This window comes from Aquirufa echingensis (genome assembly GCF_042714525.1).
Classification (GTDB): Bacteria; Bacteroidota; Bacteroidia; order Cytophagales; family Spirosomataceae; genus Aquirufa; species Aquirufa echingensis.
This window is the reverse complement of record NZ_JBBKYA010000005.1, coordinates 110265-129759: the sequence shown is the minus strand read 5'-3', so window position 1 is coordinate 129759 and position 19495 is coordinate 110265. Positions and strand designations below refer to the sequence as shown.

The following is a 19495-nucleotide window of genomic DNA, read 5'->3' as shown; positions in this document are numbered from 1 at the left end:
AAAACTACTTACAATCTAATTTTGAAATACAACGATCAAATCTTGATTTTGTTCTGTTTCGTTGTTGAAATCTGCTTCAATTTTCGGTTCGATGGCCAAAACAGACCATATAGCGTTAATTGCTTTCGCAGATTTGTTAATTTCTTTTACCCAATTACTCGTTTTTTCATCCGAAACACCTGCCTGATTCACAATGGATTGAACTGTCTCGTTGAAAAGAGCTTGTTCTGCCTTGCTAGCTTTTAAATAAGCCGACTGGTTGTTTTGGTAATTTTCTAAAATCGAAATTGTTAAACTTGCTGATGTAGATGCGTATGCTCCTACAAAATCTTTCTTTATCAATGACTGAATAACTTCAGATAGGGTTTCTTTTTTGTGTGACAATACTGTTGTCGACGCATCTACATTTGATGCCGTTCCGCTCGCTTTTACCGCTGTTGCTGTTAGGCTTAGTCCTACTAAAACGCTAACCATTAAAAATTGCTTTTTCATAAATTCGTTATATTTATTAACTAAATCAACGATACAAAATTATTGCATTTTTTTAATATAGCAAAACTTGCTTTTGGACAATTTTGGAATGTAAAATTTATTATTTTTCGATTTTGAGTTAAAAATCAGAATAAATTTTATGTTTTTTCATTTTATTCCAAATTAAATTTGGATAACAATTGTAAACCTTTGGGATAATTCTAATTTAAAAATTTAGGAAAAATTATAAAATTCTTTAAAAAGTACAATCATTGGTTGTATTTGTTCATTGTTTGTTGGATGCCTTGTAGGCAGAATGAATCAATGATTTCATTCGATCGATTCAAGATGAATGGAATAAGTCCAATTTCTTCTTCGGAAAAGTTACTTAATACAAAATCCGCTTGTCGGCCTTTCGAAAAATCCGATCCAATTCCCATGCGTAAGCGGGCATATTCTTGTGTATTCAATGTTGCCTCGATGCTTTTTAGTCCATTATGGCCACCGCTAGACCCTTTGGGCTTTAAACGTAGTGTTTCGAATGGCAATGCGATATCGTCTGTCAATATTAATAGACGTTCTTTTTCTATTTTTAATTGTTGGCACCAATAATTAACCGCCTTGCCACTCAAATTCATATAAGTGCTCGGTTTTAATAAATGTATTTGGTGTCCTTTAAGCTTATAAGATGCGATGGCGCCTAAGCGGTCTTGGCTAAAGCTGATTGATTTATCTTTGGCTAGGTAGTCCAAAGCCATGAAGCCGATGTTGTGTCGAGTGAAAAGATATTCGGGGCCGATGTTGCCTAGTCCAACAATTAAGAAGTTCATGCGTTATAATATTTAATACAAATTACGCGCAAATTTTTTAGAACACCTCGAAGGCATTACCTTCGATAAAAATTTTACCATGAATAAGATTGCATGCATCACGGGCGCGAGCTCAGGAATCGGATTAGCGACGGCAAAAGCATTAGCTGCTGCTGGATATCATTTAATTCTTTGTGGACGCCGCTTAGAGCGTTTGGAAGCATTGAAAAATGAATTGCCTACGGATTCCTATTTACTAACTTTTGATGTACGTGATCGCAATGGGGTAGAGGCAGCATTTCAATCACTTCCCGAAGCTTGGCAAAACATTGATGTTTTGATTAATAATGCGGGAAATGCGCATGGAATGAGTGCGATTCAGGATGGGGATCCTGACGACTGGGATGCGATGATGCATAGTAATGTGGATGGTTTATTGAATGTTTCCCGTTTGGTTATCCCAGGGATGATTCAACGTGCTGCGGGTCATATCGTTAATTTATCTTCGATAGCTGGCAAGCAAACCTATCCGAATGGGAATGTGTATTGCGCTTCCAAAGCCGCAGTAGAGGCGCTTTCACAGGGCATGCGTCAAGATTTAAATGTTCACGGGATCAAAGTTTCGAATGTGGCACCTGGCGCGGTGAATACGGATTTTTCGGCTGTTCGATTTAAGGGCGACCAACAAAAAGCGGATGCAGTTTATTCAGGGTATGAACCTTTAGTTGCAGAGGATGTTGCGGATTTGATTCGGTATATTGTCACAGCTCCAGCACATGTGAACATAGCGGACGTAACCATTCTTCCGAAAGCACAGGCTTCGGCTACACAAATTTTGCGCAAAAATTAAATGCTTCTTTGGCGTACGGTTTCAAAAATAACTACTCCCGCCGCAACAGATACATTGAGTGAGCCTACTTGTCCGCTTTGAGGAATAACAGCTAAATCATCGGATTTGCGAATTAATTCGTCGGAGATTCCATCTTCTTCTGATCCCATAATGATGGCAACAGGTCCGCTGTAATCAACTGCATAAACTGAACTACGACCTTTCTCCGTACAAGCAACGACTTTTAATCCAGAGTTTTGTAGAAAATCGACGGTTTGCAATAAGCTATCTTCCCGACAAACCGGTATGAAGTTCAAGGCGCCTGAAGAAGTTTTCATGGCATCGCCATTGATTTGTGCGGCTCCACGTGCTGGGATAACGATGGCATGGATTCCTGCACATTCAGCTGTACGGGCAATCGCACCAAAATTACGCACATCTGTGATGCGGTCTAGAATCAAAATGAAAGGAATTTCGCCTTTTTCGAACGTATCTGCAATGACATTTTCTAATTTGGCATAATGAATGGCTGAAACGAAAGCGATGGCTCCTTGGTGATTTTTACGCGTGATGCGATTCAATTTTTCCAAAGGAACTTTCTGTACTTGGATGCCCTTTTCACGTGCTAGGTCTAGGATTTCACTGTTTCCTAATTCGCGTTGAACCAATAAACGGTCGATTTCTTTTCCCGAACGAAGTGTTTCCAATACGGATTGTACCCCAAAAACAAACTCTTTGTTTTCTGTTTTAGGACTAGTAAAATGTCTAAATGGGCGCTTAAATGGCTGTCTTGATTCGTTTTCTTCTGACACGTTGATTGCTGTAAATTTGACACGAAGGTCGGCATTTTTTTTTAAATCATTTGTCTGAATGTCAAATTAAGCCGAGGAACCTTGATTTTTTTTGATTTTGGTAATTGGTGGATCCAATGAGTTTGGGTTGTTCCTTTCATAACGAGTAAACTTCCCGGTTCTAAAAGAAGGCTGATCTTCTCCTGTGTTTGCTTATGTTTGAATTCGAATTTACGTGTGGCTCCTAAACTAATGGAAGCGATATGGCTATTGACTTGGATGGATTTCTCATCATCAGCATGCCAAGAAGCTCCATCATCTCCATCGTGGTAGTAATTCAGTAAACATCCATTAAAGCTCGTTTTTAGTTTTTGTTCAATAGCTGTTTTGATGCTTAATAGGGTAGGCGTCCAGGAAAGTCCCACCTTCATTCGGCCCGAATAGGTATAGGATTTATTGTGATCTGCATACCAGGCCACTTTGCGTCGCGTTTGAATGACTTTGCCAAAAATGACCAGTTCATCGTGTTTCCAAGGGATTTCAGTAGTCAGTTGCGTTAAATAGGCCTGACTTTCAGAAGGATTGAAGAAGTTTGGATAATAATATACCTCACCATCAAATGGCAACAGGTTTTCAGAACTTGAAACGGGAAACAAGGAAAGCATATTTCAAATTACAGATTCTGCCTTAAAAATTTTACCTTTGTGTCAAATTTAATCTGCATGTACAAAACTACTGAAATTGCCTCATCTGAAATTCCTTCGGATAATCCGGTTCACCAACGATTATTGTTTCCTTACCAACATGTTAGCTCGTTAGTTGGCGGCAATGTGTTAGAAATAGGATGTGGTACAGGTCGTGGCGTGGCTGTTTTGGCGGATAAAGTAAGTGCCTATACAGGTGTAGATAAAAACACGGAATTGATGCAAAGCTTGTCGGCGCAATATCCAGATTTCAAGTTTATTGATATGTTTTTGCCCCCTTTGCAGGATTTGCCTGATAATCACTTCGATTTTGTGATTACGTTTCAGGTGATTGAGCATATAGAGAACGATGCGTTTTTCTTGCAAGAAGCAGCTCGGGTATTAAAACCGGGTGGGAAATTATATTTGACAACGGTGAACCGTGATTTTTCATTATCGCGTAATCCATGGCATGTGCGCGAGTATTTAGCGAATGAATTGGGGGATTTGATGAAGAAATACTTCTCAGAGGTGATTATGCAAGGTGTCCATGGCAATCAAAAAGTGATGGATTATTACGAAGCGAATAAGAAATCGGTGAAGAAAATCACGCGTTTTGATATTTTCAATTTACAATATCGCTTGCCACGTACGTGGTTGCAGGTTCCTTATGATATCGCGAATCGCTTGAGTCGCTTATCGATTTCGAAATCGAGCAATGATTTGGTTAATTCCATTCAGGTAGATGATTATTTCTTGAGTGATAAGCCAGCTGAATCCTTGGACTTCTTTTATACAGGAATTAAGTAATGGATTTCATCGACGAAGCCATCGAGGAGTATTCAAGACAATTTTCAGATAAACCCTCTGATTTATTGCAATCCTTGGATCGGGAGACGCATGCGCGCATTTTGCAGCCTCGAATGCTATCTGGTCATTTACAGGGACGGTATTTGTCTATGTTGGCCAAACTGATATCTCCGCAATTAATCGTTGAAATAGGTACTTATACGGGTTACTCAGCCCTTTGTTTAGCGGAGGGTTTGCAGCCCCATGGCCGATTGATTACGATTGATATTAATGAGGAGTTAGAAAGTTTCACTCGTTCCTTTTTTGAATGTTCAGATTATGCGAAGCAAATCGATTATCGGATTGCAGATGCGCAGCAAGAATTAGCCAATATTGATGGGCCTATCGACCTCGTTTTTATCGATGCGGATAAACGTAATTATGCCAAATATTTCGATTTAATCATTTCTAAAATGCGACCTGGTGGATTGATTTTAGTTGACAATGTGCTTTGGAGTGGCAAAATAGTTGATCCCAAGGCAACTGATAAATCCACGAATGCTTTGCGTGATTTTAATCAAAAGTGTTTAGATGATACACGGGTAGAAAAAATGCTATTGCCTCTCCGTGATGGGCTTTACATGCTCCGGGTAATCTAAGGTTTCAATTTGATTTTTTGGCCTACTCGAATACTTGGGTTTTTACCCAAATTATTCCATTTGATTAGGTCTTCAATGCTGACTTGGTAAATTTTTGAAATCTTAAACAAGGTATCGCCAGCTTCTACTTCATGAATATAGAAAACGGTACCCGTAGGTTGTTTCGCTACTTCAGGTGCGATAATCGGCGATTCTTTTATAGGATTAACCTGCGTTTGCTCCATGATTTTGGTTTCTTCCTTTGCATCTGATTTGATCACGATTTCGCGTGATTCCGCTGGAGCGATGTAAAAGGATTTTTCAGAATCAACGGATGAGATCTTGCGAACTTCTTCTACTTCTACTTTGAAATCTTGTGCAGGTGCTTCTTGAGCTTTTTTGACGGGTTCTTCTTTGGCACTTTTTTCATCTAGTTTTTGCGCGATGATTTCAAGCATGGGTACCCGACGGTTGACCTTGATTTTTTGTCCGATCGTAATCATGCTAGACAAATTCATATCATTTAAACGAAGCAAGTCGGCTAATTTCATTTCATAGCGCGCGGCGATATTGCTTAAATTGTCACCTGAAACAACGGTATGCGTCCTAATTTCAAATTGATCGCTGAGAATCTGTTTGTTTTGTGTTTTTACCTTTTTGGTAGGAACATACAATTTCGTTGAATCGACAGAAGCGGTAAAAATAGGCTCTTCTTGCTTGACTTCTTCGGAATTGAAAACCTTTAGATTCGATGGGTGATAGAGCGTATAACTCTTATCCGTGGGAATCCAATCTTTTAATATCCAGGCATTGTAGCGCTTTAAATCATCGTAACTGATTTTCAATTCATCTGATAATTCGTAGAGGTTTTTGCCTTTGGTGTCTACATGTGTAATCAAATTTGTGCTGTCATTTAGGACAGGTAGGCTAGCCATTTGTTCAGCCCAAAACTCTTTGTAAGCTAAAAAACGCAAGACGTACCAATCGGTCGATGAATCAACCTCTATCTCTGTTTTTCCTGCCCAATTGCTTGCATAAGGTAGTTTTTTGATTGTTCCAAGGCCAACACGATAAGAGAGTAATGTGCTAACCCAGTTGTTTAAAACTCCATTATTGCGTGTAAAGTAATTGACGGCTCCTTTGGTTGCCTCGATGATATGTCGGCGCTCATCAATGTCTTGATCCACCTTTAATCCCACATCCTTTGCTGTTTCTAATTTAAATTGCCAATATCCTACTGCATTCGATGTGGAGATGGCATTTGGGTTCAAAGAACTTTCTTGAACGCATAAAAATTTGAATTCTGGCGGGATATTTCCTTGCGTTAAAATGGGTTCAATGACAGGGAAATAGAGGCGCATCTTGTCGACAAGCGAAGCGACGTATTTTTTATTGGCCCCCAACATGGCAAATTCCTTTTCAAAAATGGGTTTTGCAGAAGGGTGAATGGATACACGGACATTCCCGATGGAAATGGTGTCCGGAATCGCATGGTTAGCCCAAAGATTTCCAACAGATAAAAGAAGCAGTATGAGTAGGAAGGATTTTTTCAAGCGGGCTTTTTATTGATGCAATTGTAAAATTACCAAAATATTTGATTTAACGGAAGCCCTTGCTTTTTATTGCGCATCGTGGAATTAGCTTTACCTTTGTGTAAATTTTGAATTCTATGATATTAATTGACGATACAGTTATCAGTGAAGATGTGGCAGATGAGTATTTTGTCTGTGATTTGACTAAATGCAAAGGAGCTTGTTGTGTGGAAGGGGATTTGGGAGCACCTTTGGAGCAAGATGAATTAGCCATTTTGGATCGAATTCAAGATGAAATCAAACCATTTTTGTCGGAAGATGGCTTATCGGAGTTAGCGAAGCAAGGTAATTATATTTTAGAGCCCGATGGGGATTATTCTACGCCAATTATCGCGGGGCGTGAATGTGTATATGCGATTTACGATGATAAAGGCTATTTGAAATGTGGGATTGAGCAGGCGTATTTTGCCTGTAAAACCGATTTTCGTAAGCCAATTTCTTGCCATTTATATCCGATCCGAATTCAAAAATTAGCTGAATACCAGGCGATTAATTATGAGCGTTGGACTATTTGTTCTGATGCATGTTCGCATGGAAAGGAATTAGGCGTGCCTGTCTATAAGTTTTTGAAGGATCCATTGATTCGTAAATTCGGGACAAAATGGTATGCGGAATTGGAGCGTGAGATTGAAGAACGCCAATTAGACTAATGTCTACTTCAACTAATTCTTTTGATTTAATTTATCAGGTGGTTCGCGAGATTCCTGTGGGCCGAGTAACAACCTATGGAGCGATAGCTGCTTATTTAGGAATGAAAGGCGGAGCTCGCATGGTAGGTTGGGCGATGAATGCATCGCATACGCTCGCGGACATCCCTGCACATCGAGTGGTTAATCGGAATGGAGTATTAACAGGAAAGAATTTCTTTGGGGGCGATCGGATGCAGGAATTGCTGGCTTCCGAAGGAATTCGCGTTCAAGATGATCAAATCCTTGAATTTAAATCCCATTTCTGGGACCCTGCCATCGAATTACTATAAGTTTCTTAGGAATTTTTTACCACCCAAAGCACTCATTTGACGTTTAATGAAAGATGTGCGTTTGCTGACATAACCCGAAGGGTTTTTAATTGAAAAGCGAATGGGGTTTGGAAGACATGCGGCAATGCGGGCAGCTTCGGTGGTACTGACTTCTGCGGAGGTGTGGCCGTAATATCGCCGACAAGCCTCTTCCACGCCAAAGGTCATTTTTCCTGTTTCAGCGACATTTAAGTAGACCTCTATGATGCGTTCTTTTCCCCAGATAAACTCAATTAATACGGTAAAATAGGCTTCTAAAGCTTTTCTAAAATAAGAGCGACCCTGCCAAAGAAATACGTTTTTAGCAACTTGTTGGGATATCGTACTCGCCCCTTTAATTCGTTTCCCTTTTTGGTTTTTGATTAAAGCGGTACCCATTGCTTCAAAATCAAAACCGTGGTGTTCTGGGAATAATTGATCTTCGGAAGCGATGACGGCTAATGGACAATTCCGGTCGATTTCCTCGTATGAAGTCCACTGGCTATGAATTTTGCTCGGTTCGCCATCCATAAGTGCATCGATTTTGCGCGATGCCATCGTAGGAGTGAAATATACGGGAACAAATTTGAAAAGGACAACGGCCACGATGGTACTGATCCAAATGTATAAGATTAGTCGGCCTATTTTTTTAAAGAAGGAAGATGTACCTTTTTTAGGGGCTCTATTTAAACGGTCGAACTTGTTGCCACGAGGGGTGGAGCGGGAAGTGTTGTTTAAGTCGACGCGTTTGGCCATTTGATAAATTCTGTCTTGTTATGAAGGCAAAAATACAAAAAATGAGCTAAGATAGAAGTGATTGGATGTATAGACCTTATGATCGTTTTAATTCCCCAGACTGAAGTCTGGGGTTATAAACCGTGCCATAGGCTGAAGTCTGGGGTTAATACGTGTTATATAGCCTCAGACTTTAGTCTGAGGAGTTGACGAATGAAATTCGCCTCAAGCTTTGGCAATCCTGAAAGGTTTGCCAAAGCGTTTATTCGCCAACAATAAATATTTCCGCCGCCAATCCATCTGCAATCAATTTCCCCTGGCCCACAAGCTTTAGTCGATTATTTTCCATCATAGCATAGCCAGATGAAACCCAGCTAACAATCTCTTTTTCAGGAAAAGGAATTTCAATGGCAGCAAAGCGCTCCCGCAAATAATTCAAATCGATTCCCCAATGCGTGCGCAGCTGAGTCATGATATATTCATTGATTTGATTCTCCGGGCTTAATTCTTCCACTTCCGCAGGAATGATGCCTGAGGCTATCTGCTTGACATATGTCGCGTTATTCGCCACATTCCATTGTCGGGTCGTTTGATTAAAACTATGTGCCGCCGGACCAATGCCCAAATACGATTCCTGCTTCCAGTAACTTGAATTATGCTGGGATTCAAATCCTGTTCTAGCAAAATTTGACGTCTCATACGCCGTGAAACCCTGTTTTTCTAAGTATTGATGCGTGAATTCAAAGGCTGCTGCCATGTGTTGCTCAGGCGTTTCCTGTAAAATGCCTTTCTTCAGTTGATGTCCAAAAACCGTTTTCGGTTCTATGGTTAAGCTGTAAGCCGAAATATGTTGGACTCCTGTGGCAACTGCGGCGGCAAGATCTTGTTCCAACATGTCCAAATCGTTCGATGGAATTCCATAAATTATATCGATGCTGATATTGCTTAAACCGATGGCTTGCGCATCCTGAATAGATTTTCGAGCTTGTGTGACATCATGATTCCGATTCATAAATGTCAAATTAGATCCGTGAAATGATTGAATTCCGATGCTCAGTCGGTTCACACCTAATTCCTTTAAGACCAACAGGTATTCAGGTGTTAAATCCTCTGGATTGGCTTCTAAGGTGATTTCTGCCCCCTTTAATACCTCAAAATGCTTGTGTATGGCCTTGAATATGGCTGATAATTCATCAGGACTTAAGGTCGACGGAGTTCCGCCTCCGAAATAAATGGTCGATAATTCGCGTGTATTTAAGTAATCTTTTTGCAGTTCGATCTCTTTTATCAATGCTTCAACTAAAGCCGCTTTTCCCGACAAACGCGTAGAAAAATGAAAATCACAATAGTGACAAGCTTGATGACAAAATGGAATATGCAGGTAAAGATGCACCGGGATTAGGGTTCAAAAATCAAGTAACTTAATTGCTCCGACTGGAACATTTCCTGCGCTAAGCTTTGTAATTGCTCGGAAGAAACTAGATCAATTTGCTCAAAAATCTCCTCGATTGTTTCAATCTTCTCACGATCAAGGAGGCTTTTGGCCATCATCAACATGAAATTCAAATTGCTTTCCTCCGCCATGGCCATTTGGCCCTTTAATTGGGATTTAATCTTCAATAATTGTGCCGGACTTAAACTACGATCTTTTAATTTATCGAATTCCTTATGTATCAATTTGATTGATTTATTCACCTGGTTCGATTCCGTACCAAAATAGATCGCCCAAAAACCCGAGTCTACATATGATGTGAAATTAGCCTCAATGGAATAAACCAAGCCCCTTTTTTCGCGAATGGAAACATTCAACAAGGAATTCATGGATGGGCCCCCCAATAAATTGATCAACATGAAAAATGCCAATCGATCGGGATGCTTGATCGCATAGGATTGTCGGCCTAAAGCTACATGCGATTGATTTAATCCCCGTTTTGTCACGCGCTCCAAGGGCAACATACTTGGGGGCGTAATGCGTTTAACCTGATTCCGTTTAACTGGAATTTGACCCACATGCTTTTCTGCCCATTTAAATACTTTATCGTGGCTGTGTTTTCCGATCGACGAAATAACAATCCGACTCGTATCCAAATTGCGTGCAATAAAGGCGTCTAAGTCTTTCTTTTTAAACGAATTAACGGTTTCGTTCGTGCCTAAAATATTAACACCCAAGGAATGATTTGGGAACAATAATTCATCAAAATCATCTTGTATTGCATCCTCTGGAGCCTCGTAATACATGGACATTTCCTCCAAAATCACACTGCGCTCTTTCTCAATTTCCTTCGCTGGAAATGTTGAATGAAAGGTTATATCAGTGATTAACTCCAAAGCCCGCTCGAAATAGGGACTCAAAACCGATGCGTGAAAACAGATTTTTTCTTTTGTCGTATAAGCATTCAGTTCACCACCGATTACCTCGAGGCGATTGATGATCTGCATATTGTTCTTCTTTTGGGTACCCTTGAAGGCTAAATGCTCCCAAAAATGCGCTAATCCTTGTTCATTGTCCAACTCGTCCCGACTGCCTATGTCCAACATAATACCCAAATGTGAAATTTCGGTATGCTGAACTTGTCGGTGAACAATCGTTATCCCATTGTCCAAAGTTGTTAACTGAATTGAATTCATAAATAATCGTAGCGCAAAAGATTTCAAAATTAACTAATTTTATGCCGAATCACGCATATTTCTTTCATGTCCATATCAAACAAAGTACTTATTATTCAAACGGCTTTCCTTGGGGATGCCATTCTGATTAGTTCTTTGTTGGAGAAAATTCGCCTCGAATCCCCAGAAACATCTATTCATTTATTGGTCCGTAAAGGGAATGAATCCATTTTTCAAGCATATCCACATCAGAATCTTACCAAAGTTTGGGCTTATGATAAAAAGCACAAATGGACTTCTTGGAAAGCTTTGCAAAAGGATTTAAAATCGGAAAGCTTTGATCAGGTATTCGTGGCCCAACGATTCTTTGGTATGGGTTTATTGAGTTTGACCATTGGCGCTAACAAGGTCATAGGGTTCGATAAAAACCCGTTGTCTTGGTTCTTTACGGAACGTGTGGAGCACGAATGGGGAAATGGAAAACATGAAACGGAACGCAATACGGCATTATTAACTTCTTGGTTAGGACCAAAGGTTTATAAGCCCTTTTTGTCTCTTCCAGGTGACAATATTTTGCCTGTCCAGGATTATATCTGTATTTCTCCCGGATCTGTTTGGGAAACGAAGCGGACACCTGTTAGCGTTTGGATTGATTTCATCAAGCTTTTGCCAGCATCGCAGCCTGTGGTTTTAATGGGTGCCCCGAATGAAGTTCATTTAGCAGAGAAAATAGCTAAAGCCTGTCCGGAAAGCCAGATTATCAATGGAGCTGGAAAACATGGCTTAGTCGATGCGATTCGAATCTATCAACATAGTTTGATGTCCTTTGTGAATGATTCTGGACCGATGCATATTTGTTCAGCGGTAGACACGCCTACGGTTGCGGTATTTTGTTCAACGATACCTGCTTTTGGATTTGGACCTTTGGCAACTTGGAATCGAATTGTTGAGGTTGATTTAGCCTGTCGGCCTTGTGGTGACCACGGGAAAAAATCTTGTCCATTAGGCCATTATGCCTGTGGAAATCAAATCACAGGGAATCAATTATTCGAAGCCTATAAGGATTTATTAGCCGCGCGAAGCAAGTAAATACAACACCGCCATCCGAACCGCCACACCATTTTCTACTTGATCTAAAATGATCGAATGAGGTGAATCTGCCGCATCGGAACTTAATTCCACCCCGCGATTGATCGGGCCTGGATGCATCAAGACGATTTCTTTGGGCAGTTCTTCCAACATTTGACGTGTGATTCCAAAAAATTGGGAGTATTCACGCAAGCTTGGGAAGTATTTAATTTGTTGGCGCTCCAACTGTATTCTTAAAACATTCGCAGCATCACACCATTGCAACGTGCTTTTTACATCGTGGGAAACTTCGACGCCAAGTGATTGTATGTGCTTCGGAATCAAGGTGCTAGGTCCACAAAGGCGGACATTGGCTCCTTGTTTTTTCAAGGCATAAATATTCGAAAGCGCGACACGTGAATGAAGGATATCTCCAATAATCGCGATGTTCTTACCAGACAAATCACCTAATTTTTCCTGTAAGGAATAGGTGTCTAAAAGTGCTTGCGTAGGGTGTTCATGCGTTCCATCGCCGGCGTTGACGATATTTGCTTTGATGTGTTTCGCTAAGTAATGCGGTGCACCAGGACTTGCATGGCGCATGACAATCATGTCCACCTTCATCGCTAGGATGTTATTTACTGTATCAAGTAGTGTTTCTCCTTTTTTGACTGAACTTCCAGAGGCTGAAAAATTAATCGTATCCGCAGATAGGCGTTTTTCTGCAAGTTCAAAAGATAAACGTGTCCGGGTAGAATTTTCGAAGAATACATTGGCAATCGTAACATCACGCAAAGAAGGAACTTTTTTAATCGGTCGGTTGAGAACTTCTTTGAATTCTTTAGCCGTTTTAACGATTAGGTGAATAGATTCTTCATCTAAATCTTTGATTCCTAATAAGTGTGGCGATTTCAACATATTGTTATTGGGTAATTAACCAAATTTTATCTGCTTCGTGTCCTTGTTCTTTCCATTCCACGAGTACTTTTTCAGTAGGGAGCGTATTGACACTTTTACCTACGTAATCCGCGTTAATGGGTAAATCTCGGTTATATATACGGTCGATTAAGACACATAGTTCGACTTTAGCTGGTCGGCCAAAGGAGTTCATCGCATCCAAAGCGGCACGTACCATCCGACCGGTTGCTAGCACATCATCCACCAGAATGACTCGTTTATTTTCGATCAAAAAGGAAATGTCTGTTGTACTAGGCGCAATCGTATCACGACGACGATAATCATCGCGGAAGAAGGTAGCGTCTAAGCGTCCAACAGGGAAAGAGGTATTTAATTGTTTGCCTAATTCGGCGGCGATACGTTCTGCGAAATAAATTCCGCGGGGTTGAAGGCCTAAAATGACCGTTTCTGTATCTTGAATTTGATTTTCAATGAGCTCTTGGCATAACCTTGAGATGGTTATTTCCAATAATGGGCTTGATAAAATCAGCTTGCGAGTCATTGTTGCAAAGGTATGAAAATTACTTAAATATTGTTTCGTTTGGGTCAAATAGGGGTAATATTTGGTCCTTGTCTGATACAATGGCATTATCCACTCCCCAATCAATGTTCAAGGTTGGGTCATTCCAACGGATTCCTGACTCAGCCTCTTTGTTCCAAAAATCAGTGCATTTGTATACAAAAATGGCGTCTGCCAAGGCCACAAATCCATGGGCAAATCCCACGGGAACATAAAGCATATTGCCTATTTCAGCATCTAGAATATATGTTCCATGTTGGCCAAAAGTCGGCGAACTCTTACGCAAGTCGACCACCACATCCATCACTTTGCCCGTCATGCAACGAACCAATTTTCCTTGGCCGTGCGGTTCTTTTTGGAAGTGAAGTCCACGAATAACGCCAGCAGTTGAATAGGAATAATTGTCTTGCACAAAATTTTCCGGAATCCCATTCGCAGCAAAACGCGTTTGGTTGTATGATTCGTAGAAATGACCGCGGTCATCGTGAAATTTAGTAGGGATACATTCAATAATTCCGGGTAGATCGTGCTGGATAAATTGCATAGAAAATAAATTCCTTTGTTTGATATTGCCTAGGAAAGGCCTTAATTTGTGCCAAAATTATCGATATTTAGGCATTAATACAATGCCTTTTCCTAAATCACCATGAATTCAACCGAATTAGTTAAGCATATAGAAAATAAGCGCTCATTTCTATGCGTGGGCTTGGATACGGATCCCGTTTTAATTCCTGCGGCATTTCAAAAAGAGGTAGATCCCGTTTTTGCATTTAATAAAGCGGTGATTGATGCGACAGCTGATTACGCGGTAGCTTACAAGCCTAATATCGCCTTTTACGAAGCCTTTGGTCCTAAAGGTTGGGAGAGTTTACAAAAGACGATGGAATACATGCCAAAGGATGTATTTACCATCGCCGATGCGAAACGCGGGGACATTGGGAATACGGCTTATAAATATGCACAAACCTTTTTTGACCCTAATTGTGCTGGATTTAATTTTGATTCAGTGACAGTTGCGCCATATATGGGACATGATTCCGTAGAACCTTTTCTGCGTTTTGAAGATAAATGGGTCATTCTATTAGCCTTAACTTCAAATCCAGGTGGTCATGATTTCCAAATGACGAAGTCGGAAGATTACATTCCTTTGTATGAGCGCGTGATGCGCTTAGCGCAGAGTTGGGGTTCTCCGGAGGAAATGATGTTCGTAATCGGCGCTACGCGCTCTGATTTCTTGCAAAAGGTGCGTGAAATTGCTCCTGATAATTTCTTCTTGGTTCCTGGTGTAGGCGCGCAAGGAGGTAGTTTAGAAGATGTAGCTAAATACGCCATGAATTCCCGCGTGGGTCTTTTGGTGAATTCATCCCGTGGAATCATCTATGCAGGGGACAATCCAGCGATTGATGCGAAACGCGAGGCGAAGAAGATTCAAGAAGAAATGTCGATGTATTTAGACGAATATTATATCAAATAAGATGGAATTAGGCATAGGTACTCCCGCATTATTATTCTCAACGGTTTCTTTGTTGATGATTGCTTTCACAAATCGTTTCATGTCCATGGCTTCACTGATTCGTGGGCTGCATGAGAAGTTCCAACAAAACCCCGACGATTCGATTTTGAAACAAATCGAAAACTTGCGTTTACGCATGAAGTTGATTCAAAACATGCAGATCATCGCGATCGTCAGCTTGATTCTGAGTGTTATATGTATGTTTTTCATCTTCTTTGAGATGCAATTGGTTGCGCGCTGGTTTTTCGGAATTGCTTTGCTAGGTATGAGCGTTGCATTAATGTTGAGCGCTTGGGAAATTACGATTTCGACCAAAGCTTTGGAAGTAGAACTCTCCGATATGGAAGATATCTTGGCGAAAAAACATTAATTATTTGAATAGTATAAATTTTCAGCCGACAAATTTCAATAATTGAAATATAGTAGTATTTTTGTGTACAATTTTGATTTAAATAGCCTCTGAACGGGCTTATTTATAAAAATACTACTTAGGCGGATTGAATAAAGGCTCGGAATTTTTCTGAGTCTTTATTGTTTCCGCCCTTTTGTATTAAGCCTTTAAGATCAAACAAGAAAGAGGAGGGAGGCTGATCGAAATCGAGAATGCCTTGCCATGCCAGCCATACTCTTCCGTCATAACTGCGCCTTTGGTAGGGTAGTCGGAGCCTCCAAATTCACCTTTATCGGAATTAAACAATACCTTCCAAACCCCTGGTAAAGGAACCCCAATGCGGTAATCTTCGCGTGGTGCTGGTGTTAAATTCAAGATAACGATCAAGGTTTCTTTGTTCGTTTCGCCCTTACGCAAGAAACTAACCACGGAATTTCCTTGGTCATTGGATTCTAGCCATTCAAAGGTTTCGTGTGAAAACTGCTTTTTGTATAAGGCAGGTTCTTCGCGATATAGTTTATTAAGCGCCTTCATGGTCGCCTGAATCCCTTTGTGTGGCGCATATTCGGTCAAATGCCAATCTAAGCTCACACTGTGGTTCCATTCTTCTCTTTGGCCAAATTCACCTCCTTGGAAGATTAATTTCGTTCCTGGATGTGTGAATTGCTCTGCAAATAGTAGTCGGAGATTCGCAAATTGCTGCCAATCATCCCCTGGCATTTTATTAAGCAAGGAATTTTTACCATACACCACTTCGTCATGTGAAAGCGGCAAGCAGAAATTCTCCGTAAAAGCATAAATCAGGGAGAAGGTCAACTCATTAAGGTGATGTTGGCGGTAAATCGGATCTTTTTGGAAGAAACGAAGCGTATCGTTCATCCAGCCCATCATCCATTTTTGGCCAAAGCCTAAACCGCCCATGAAGACCGGTTTGGTGACCCCATTAAAGGATGTGGATTCTTCTGCAATGATTTGAATATCAGGGAATTCGCCATACATGTGTACGTTGAGATCCTGTAAGAAAGATATCGTATCCAAGTTATGGTTTCCGCCGAATTCATTTGGAATCCATTCGCCGTCGTTACGCGAATAATCTAAGTAAAGCATGGATGCCACGGCATCTACGCGTAATCCGTCGACATGATAGCGCTCCAACCAAAATGCGGCGTTGGAAAGTAAAAAGCTGCGTACTTCGGTGCGGCCGTAATCGAAAATATAGGATTTCCAGTCGGGGTGATAACCCTTCCGCGGATCCGGATGCTCATAAATTGCCGTACCGTCAAAATCTTTCAAGCCATGCGCATCACCTGGAAAGTGGGAGGGAACCCAGTCTAGGATAACGCCAATGCCTTCTTGGTGAAAGCGTTCTACGAGGCGCATGAACCCTTGTGGGTCGCCAAAACGCGATGATGGCGCAAAGTATCCAGTAATTTGATACCCCCATGACGGTGCGTAGGGATGTTCCATGACGGGCATGAATTCCACGTGGGTGAAATTCATTTCTTTGACATAGGATACGAGTTTATCGGCGAAATCGTCGTAGGTCAGGTATTGATCATCGAGTGTTTTTTGCCAAGAGCCTAAATGGACCTCATAAACGGACATGGGAGCGTCCAAGGCATTTTTGGCTTTGCGGTTTTCCATCCAAGGCGCGTCGTTCCATTCTTTGTAGGTAGACCAAACGATGCTAGCGGTTTTGGGAGGAGTTTCGCAAAAGAGACCCATAGGGTCAAGTTTTTCTAAATATTCGCCGGATTTGGCTTGGATGCCGTATTTATAGGTTTCGCCATTACGGATTCCGGGAATAAATCCTTCCCAAATTCCGGATGCATCCCAGCGTTTCATCAAGGGATGCGAAAATTTATCCCAAAAATTAAAATTACCAATCACATGAACCGCTTCTGCATTAGGTGCCCAAACGGCAAAAAAAGTTCCGATTTCTCCTTCGTGTTCAATTTCGAATGCACCTAATTTTTCGTAAAGGCGTGTATGTTTGCCATTTAGGAAAAGCGCCACGTCAAAATCAGACAGCCGGGAATAAGGTTTTACATTTGCCATAAGGGGTTCAGTTTCAATGATAAGGCTAAAATAGCGAAAATAAATTAGAAAAAAATAAGCTTTTTTTGAATCAGGAGTTTGGATTTAAAAGGGAAAAGCCTACCTTTGTGCCACCAAAATAAATAATGGTCCGTTCGTCTAGGGGTTAGGACACGTCCCTTTCACGGATGAAACACGGGTTCGATTCCCGTACGGACTACTTCGGTAGGCAAAAAACCACTCAGGCGAGTGGTTTTTTTGTTTTCAAGCCATTCCATTTTATCAGTAAACTGATAATTTTATTGCATTAATTCTTTCTTTTCTGCCTTTTCTTCGCTTCTGAGGTGTTTTCGTGAAACCTCGTTCTGATATTCGATTTTGGAATAGCTCAAGTTATTTTTTGTCTTTAGGTTTAGGCCATCGAATTAGATGTAAATGTCTGATTTCGAATAACCTAACCCTAATGAATTATGAAGTGGATAAGCAAATTTGCCTGCTTTGTCTTGTGCGGCTTGATATTAGCTGCTTGTTATCAATCAGTACAAACGAAAGACATTGAAAACATGTATCAAGATTTATCGCTCTCCAATACAACTCAATACAAGAAAGGTTTTGGGCAGTTAAATACTAATCATTTGAAAAATCTGGAAGCTGAAATGTTAGAAGAAGTTTTCTGCTATTCGCCAAGGCTGGGTGGTGGAGCCTATTTTCTCATTCCCACAGCACGCATGCAGAACTTTGGCTATGTGGATCTTCAACCTTCCGATGTAGTGAGTGGGGGTGGCGGTGGTACTTCTGCCGACTTGATGATGGCACAATTATCGGGACCTGTTCCCATGGTATCGACTCAAGGCGTTAAAAATCCTTGTTTAAAAGCTACCTTAGATATGGTATTGCACAATACAGATATTTTGAATCAGATGTCGCAGTTGTTACAGAATTTTGGTGAGAAAACGAATATTAAGATTGTTTTTAATGAAGCTAATTTGCCTGAAAATAATGACGAAACACGTGATTTAGGCCAATTTTCACGCATTAAAAATGATACATATTTTATTACTCTAAATACAAATTTCTTGCCTAATTATTCTAAAGAGGTAATTGTTTCTGTAATTTATCATGAATTACTTCATGCTCAGCTTACTTATTTGTTTAATGAAAAAGGAAGTTTGGATCATGAAAAAATGGCGGGCCAATATTTACAAATTACCATGAATTCATTAAGGCGTCAATTCACTGATTTAAATGATTTTTCAGCAAAATCTTTGGTCTTTGCAGGTTTAAAAAAGACTAATCTATATAAGAATGATAGTGCTGAAATGAATCAAGATGTTAGAAATAAAATGAATGAAATAGAACAAAATTATAAAAATCGAAAAAATGGAACGTACTGTAATTAAAATACTGCTAATAGTAGTTTATTATCTATTGTCGAATTATGATTCGATTGGTCAAAATACTAATGCCTTTAATAAAGAAGTTTTGTCTGCTTTCAAGTCGAAAAACATAACAGATCCTTTCTATTATAAAGGAAAGCAAGACCCTGAAAATAAAGTACATTGTTACGTTTTACTAGAAAACGACTTAGTCAAAAATGTTCCAATACCAGAAGGTGTTTGTTGTAAAAGCAATTTTGGGTTATTTGCTTATCGTGTTAATTCAAAAGGAATAATTGACCATATCGAGTATTCTGGTGATTTAGATACATTGATTGTTCATAAGATAAAACACAATATTGCCCTAACGCAAGGTTTGTATAAGTTGCCTTCGCCCAATTCAAAAAATATATTTCATTGGTTTGTGTTACCTTTTTTTTCCGATGGTACAAATTGGGATTTTTATAAATGTCAAGATGAAGAAAAGTTGAAATCTGAATTTCAAGCTAAATTTAAGCAACATCAGATCTACTTAAGTTTACTAAAGTTTTTGCCTCAGTTTTCAGATATGACAATTTTGCATGATATGGATCACCTGCCAGAATTAATTAGTGAGGGAAGAGTGAAGTATTAATTGAATCTATTTTTACTATAAGCAAAATGGAACCTTCTTTATTTTTCTAGGCTTAAAA

General features: G+C 40.1%; 22 protein-coding genes and 1 tRNA gene. 11 read left to right on the top strand and 12 right to left on the bottom strand.

Annotation, left to right across the window (positions count from 1 at the left end; translation table 11 throughout):
- Nucleotides 1–15: 15 nt before the first annotated feature.
- The gene (locus tag SKC38_RS10730; RefSeq protein WP_377977141.1) at nucleotides 16–492 is read right to left on the bottom strand and encodes a hypothetical protein; all 477 of its coding nucleotides are present in this window, start codon (nucleotides 490–492) and stop codon (nucleotides 16–18) included.
- Nucleotides 493–740: 248 nt separating this feature from the next.
- Nucleotides 741–1301, bottom strand: coding sequence for an aminoacyl-tRNA hydrolase (gene pth / locus SKC38_RS10725; RefSeq protein WP_377977140.1), 561 nt, complete (start codon nucleotides 1299–1301; stop codon nucleotides 741–743).
- A gap of 79 nt (nucleotides 1302–1380) precedes the next feature.
- On the opposite strand from pth, the gene SKC38_RS10720 reads away from it, so the two are divergent.
- A complete protein-coding gene (locus SKC38_RS10720) occupies nucleotides 1381–2130 on the top strand; it encodes an SDR family NAD(P)-dependent oxidoreductase (RefSeq protein WP_377977139.1) in 750 nt (249 codons plus the stop codon).
- Here SKC38_RS10720 and rlmB read toward each other — a convergent pair.
- Nucleotides 2127–2921, bottom strand: coding sequence for a 23S rRNA (guanosine(2251)-2'-O)-methyltransferase RlmB (gene rlmB / locus SKC38_RS10715; RefSeq protein WP_377977138.1), 795 nt, complete (start codon nucleotides 2919–2921; stop codon nucleotides 2127–2129). The two genes, SKC38_RS10720 and rlmB, sit on opposite strands and share 4 nt — an antisense overlap.
- 41 nt (nucleotides 2922–2962) lie before the next feature.
- Nucleotides 2963–3565, bottom strand: coding sequence for an alpha-ketoglutarate-dependent dioxygenase AlkB family protein (locus tag SKC38_RS10710; RefSeq protein ID WP_377977137.1), 603 nt, complete (start codon nucleotides 3563–3565; stop codon nucleotides 2963–2965).
- Nucleotides 3566–3622: 57 nt separating this feature from the next.
- Here SKC38_RS10710 and SKC38_RS10705 point away from each other — a divergent pair, with 57 nt between their 5' ends.
- Nucleotides 3623–4393 (top strand): class I SAM-dependent methyltransferase, encoded by a 771-nt coding sequence (locus SKC38_RS10705; RefSeq protein WP_377977136.1) that lies wholly within the window; start codon nucleotides 3623–3625, stop codon nucleotides 4391–4393.
- A complete protein-coding gene (locus tag SKC38_RS10700) occupies nucleotides 4393–5031 on the top strand; it encodes an O-methyltransferase (protein ID WP_377977135.1) in 639 nt (212 codons plus the stop codon). Before SKC38_RS10705 ends, SKC38_RS10700 begins: the two co-directional genes overlap by 1 nt.
- Here SKC38_RS10700 and SKC38_RS10695 read toward each other — a convergent pair.
- Nucleotides 5028–6563, bottom strand: coding sequence for a LysM peptidoglycan-binding domain-containing protein (locus SKC38_RS10695; protein ID WP_377977134.1), 1536 nt, complete (start codon nucleotides 6561–6563; stop codon nucleotides 5028–5030). The two genes, SKC38_RS10700 and SKC38_RS10695, sit on opposite strands and share 4 nt — an antisense overlap.
- Nucleotides 6564–6679: 116 nt before the next feature.
- On the opposite strand from SKC38_RS10695, the gene SKC38_RS10690 reads away from it, so the two are divergent.
- Together SKC38_RS10690 and SKC38_RS10685 are read left to right on the top strand one after the other, a co-directional pair.
- Nucleotides 6680–7252 (top strand): DUF3109 family protein, encoded by a 573-nt coding sequence (locus SKC38_RS10690; protein ID WP_377977133.1) that lies wholly within the window; start codon nucleotides 6680–6682, stop codon nucleotides 7250–7252.
- On the top strand, nucleotides 7252–7581 hold the full coding sequence (locus tag SKC38_RS10685) for an MGMT family protein (RefSeq protein ID WP_377977132.1): 330 nt from the start codon (nucleotides 7252–7254) through the stop codon (nucleotides 7579–7581). Before SKC38_RS10690 ends, SKC38_RS10685 begins: the two co-directional genes overlap by 1 nt.
- On the opposite strand, the gene mtgA is transcribed toward SKC38_RS10685, so the two are convergent.
- From mtgA to SKC38_RS10670, 3 genes are all read right to left on the bottom strand, one after another.
- Nucleotides 7576–8355: a monofunctional biosynthetic peptidoglycan transglycosylase gene (gene mtgA, locus SKC38_RS10680; protein WP_377977131.1), complete on the bottom strand. Its 780-nt coding sequence runs from the start codon at nucleotides 8353–8355 to the stop codon at nucleotides 7576–7578. The genes SKC38_RS10685 and mtgA overlap by 6 nt on opposite strands.
- A gap of 241 nt (nucleotides 8356–8596) precedes the next feature.
- Entirely contained in the window at nucleotides 8597–9727 is a 1131-nt protein-coding gene (gene hemW / locus SKC38_RS10675; protein ID WP_377977130.1) for a radical SAM family heme chaperone HemW, read from the bottom strand.
- Between the two features lie 5 nt (nucleotides 9728–9732).
- Nucleotides 9733–10962, bottom strand: coding sequence for a M16 family metallopeptidase (locus SKC38_RS10670; protein WP_377977129.1), 1230 nt, complete (start codon nucleotides 10960–10962; stop codon nucleotides 9733–9735).
- A gap of 66 nt (nucleotides 10963–11028) precedes the next feature.
- On the opposite strand from SKC38_RS10670, the gene SKC38_RS10665 reads away from it, so the two are divergent.
- Complete coding sequence (locus tag SKC38_RS10665) at nucleotides 11029–12030, top strand: glycosyltransferase family 9 protein (protein WP_377977128.1); 1002 nt, start codon at nucleotides 11029–11031, stop codon at nucleotides 12028–12030.
- Here the strand turns inward: SKC38_RS10665 and SKC38_RS10660 are convergent.
- From SKC38_RS10660 to rfbC, 3 genes are read right to left on the bottom strand one after another with little or no spacing between them, the layout of a single operon-like run.
- Complete coding sequence (locus SKC38_RS10660) at nucleotides 12010–12927, bottom strand: aspartate carbamoyltransferase catalytic subunit (RefSeq protein WP_315576515.1); 918 nt, start codon at nucleotides 12925–12927, stop codon at nucleotides 12010–12012. The two genes, SKC38_RS10665 and SKC38_RS10660, sit on opposite strands and share 21 nt — an antisense overlap.
- A 4-nt stretch (nucleotides 12928–12931) precedes the next feature.
- A complete protein-coding gene (gene pyrR / locus SKC38_RS10655; protein WP_377977127.1) occupies nucleotides 12932–13468 on the bottom strand; it encodes a bifunctional pyr operon transcriptional regulator/uracil phosphoribosyltransferase PyrR in 537 nt (178 codons plus the stop codon).
- A 19-nt stretch (nucleotides 13469–13487) separates the two neighbouring features.
- The gene (gene rfbC, locus SKC38_RS10650) at nucleotides 13488–14030 is read right to left on the bottom strand and encodes a dTDP-4-dehydrorhamnose 3,5-epimerase (protein ID WP_377977126.1); all 543 of its coding nucleotides are present in this window, start codon (nucleotides 14028–14030) and stop codon (nucleotides 13488–13490) included.
- A 102-nt stretch (nucleotides 14031–14132) separates the two neighbouring features.
- Between rfbC and pyrF the strand changes: the two genes are divergently transcribed.
- Together pyrF and SKC38_RS10640 are read left to right on the top strand one after the other, a co-directional pair.
- Nucleotides 14133–14960, top strand: a complete 828-nt coding sequence (gene pyrF / locus SKC38_RS10645) for an orotidine-5'-phosphate decarboxylase (protein ID WP_377977125.1) — start codon at nucleotides 14133–14135, stop codon at nucleotides 14958–14960.
- 1 nt (nucleotide 14961) lies between these two features.
- Nucleotides 14962–15369, top strand: coding sequence for a DUF2721 domain-containing protein (locus tag SKC38_RS10640; RefSeq protein ID WP_377977124.1), 408 nt, complete (start codon nucleotides 14962–14964; stop codon nucleotides 15367–15369).
- A gap of 180 nt (nucleotides 15370–15549) precedes the next feature.
- Here the strand turns inward: SKC38_RS10640 and glgB are convergent, their stop codons facing one another.
- Nucleotides 15550–17448 (bottom strand): 1,4-alpha-glucan branching protein GlgB, encoded by a 1899-nt coding sequence (gene glgB / locus SKC38_RS10635; RefSeq protein ID WP_377977123.1) that lies wholly within the window; start codon nucleotides 17446–17448, stop codon nucleotides 15550–15552.
- A 127-nt stretch (nucleotides 17449–17575) separates the two neighbouring features.
- Between glgB and SKC38_RS10630 the strand changes: the two genes are divergently transcribed.
- The 3 genes from SKC38_RS10630 (at nucleotide 17576) to SKC38_RS10620 (ending at nucleotide 19437) form a co-directional block, all read left to right on the top strand.
- Nucleotides 17576–17647: transfer RNA gene (locus SKC38_RS10630), tRNA-Glu, on the top strand.
- A 250-nt stretch (nucleotides 17648–17897) separates the two neighbouring features.
- Nucleotides 17898–18827 (top strand): hypothetical protein, encoded by a 930-nt coding sequence (locus SKC38_RS10625; RefSeq protein ID WP_377977122.1) that lies wholly within the window; start codon nucleotides 17898–17900, stop codon nucleotides 18825–18827.
- Complete coding sequence (locus SKC38_RS10620) at nucleotides 18808–19437, top strand: hypothetical protein (RefSeq protein ID WP_377977121.1); 630 nt, start codon at nucleotides 18808–18810, stop codon at nucleotides 19435–19437. Before SKC38_RS10625 ends, SKC38_RS10620 begins: the two co-directional genes overlap by 20 nt.
- Nucleotides 19438–19495 lie beyond the last annotated feature (58 nt).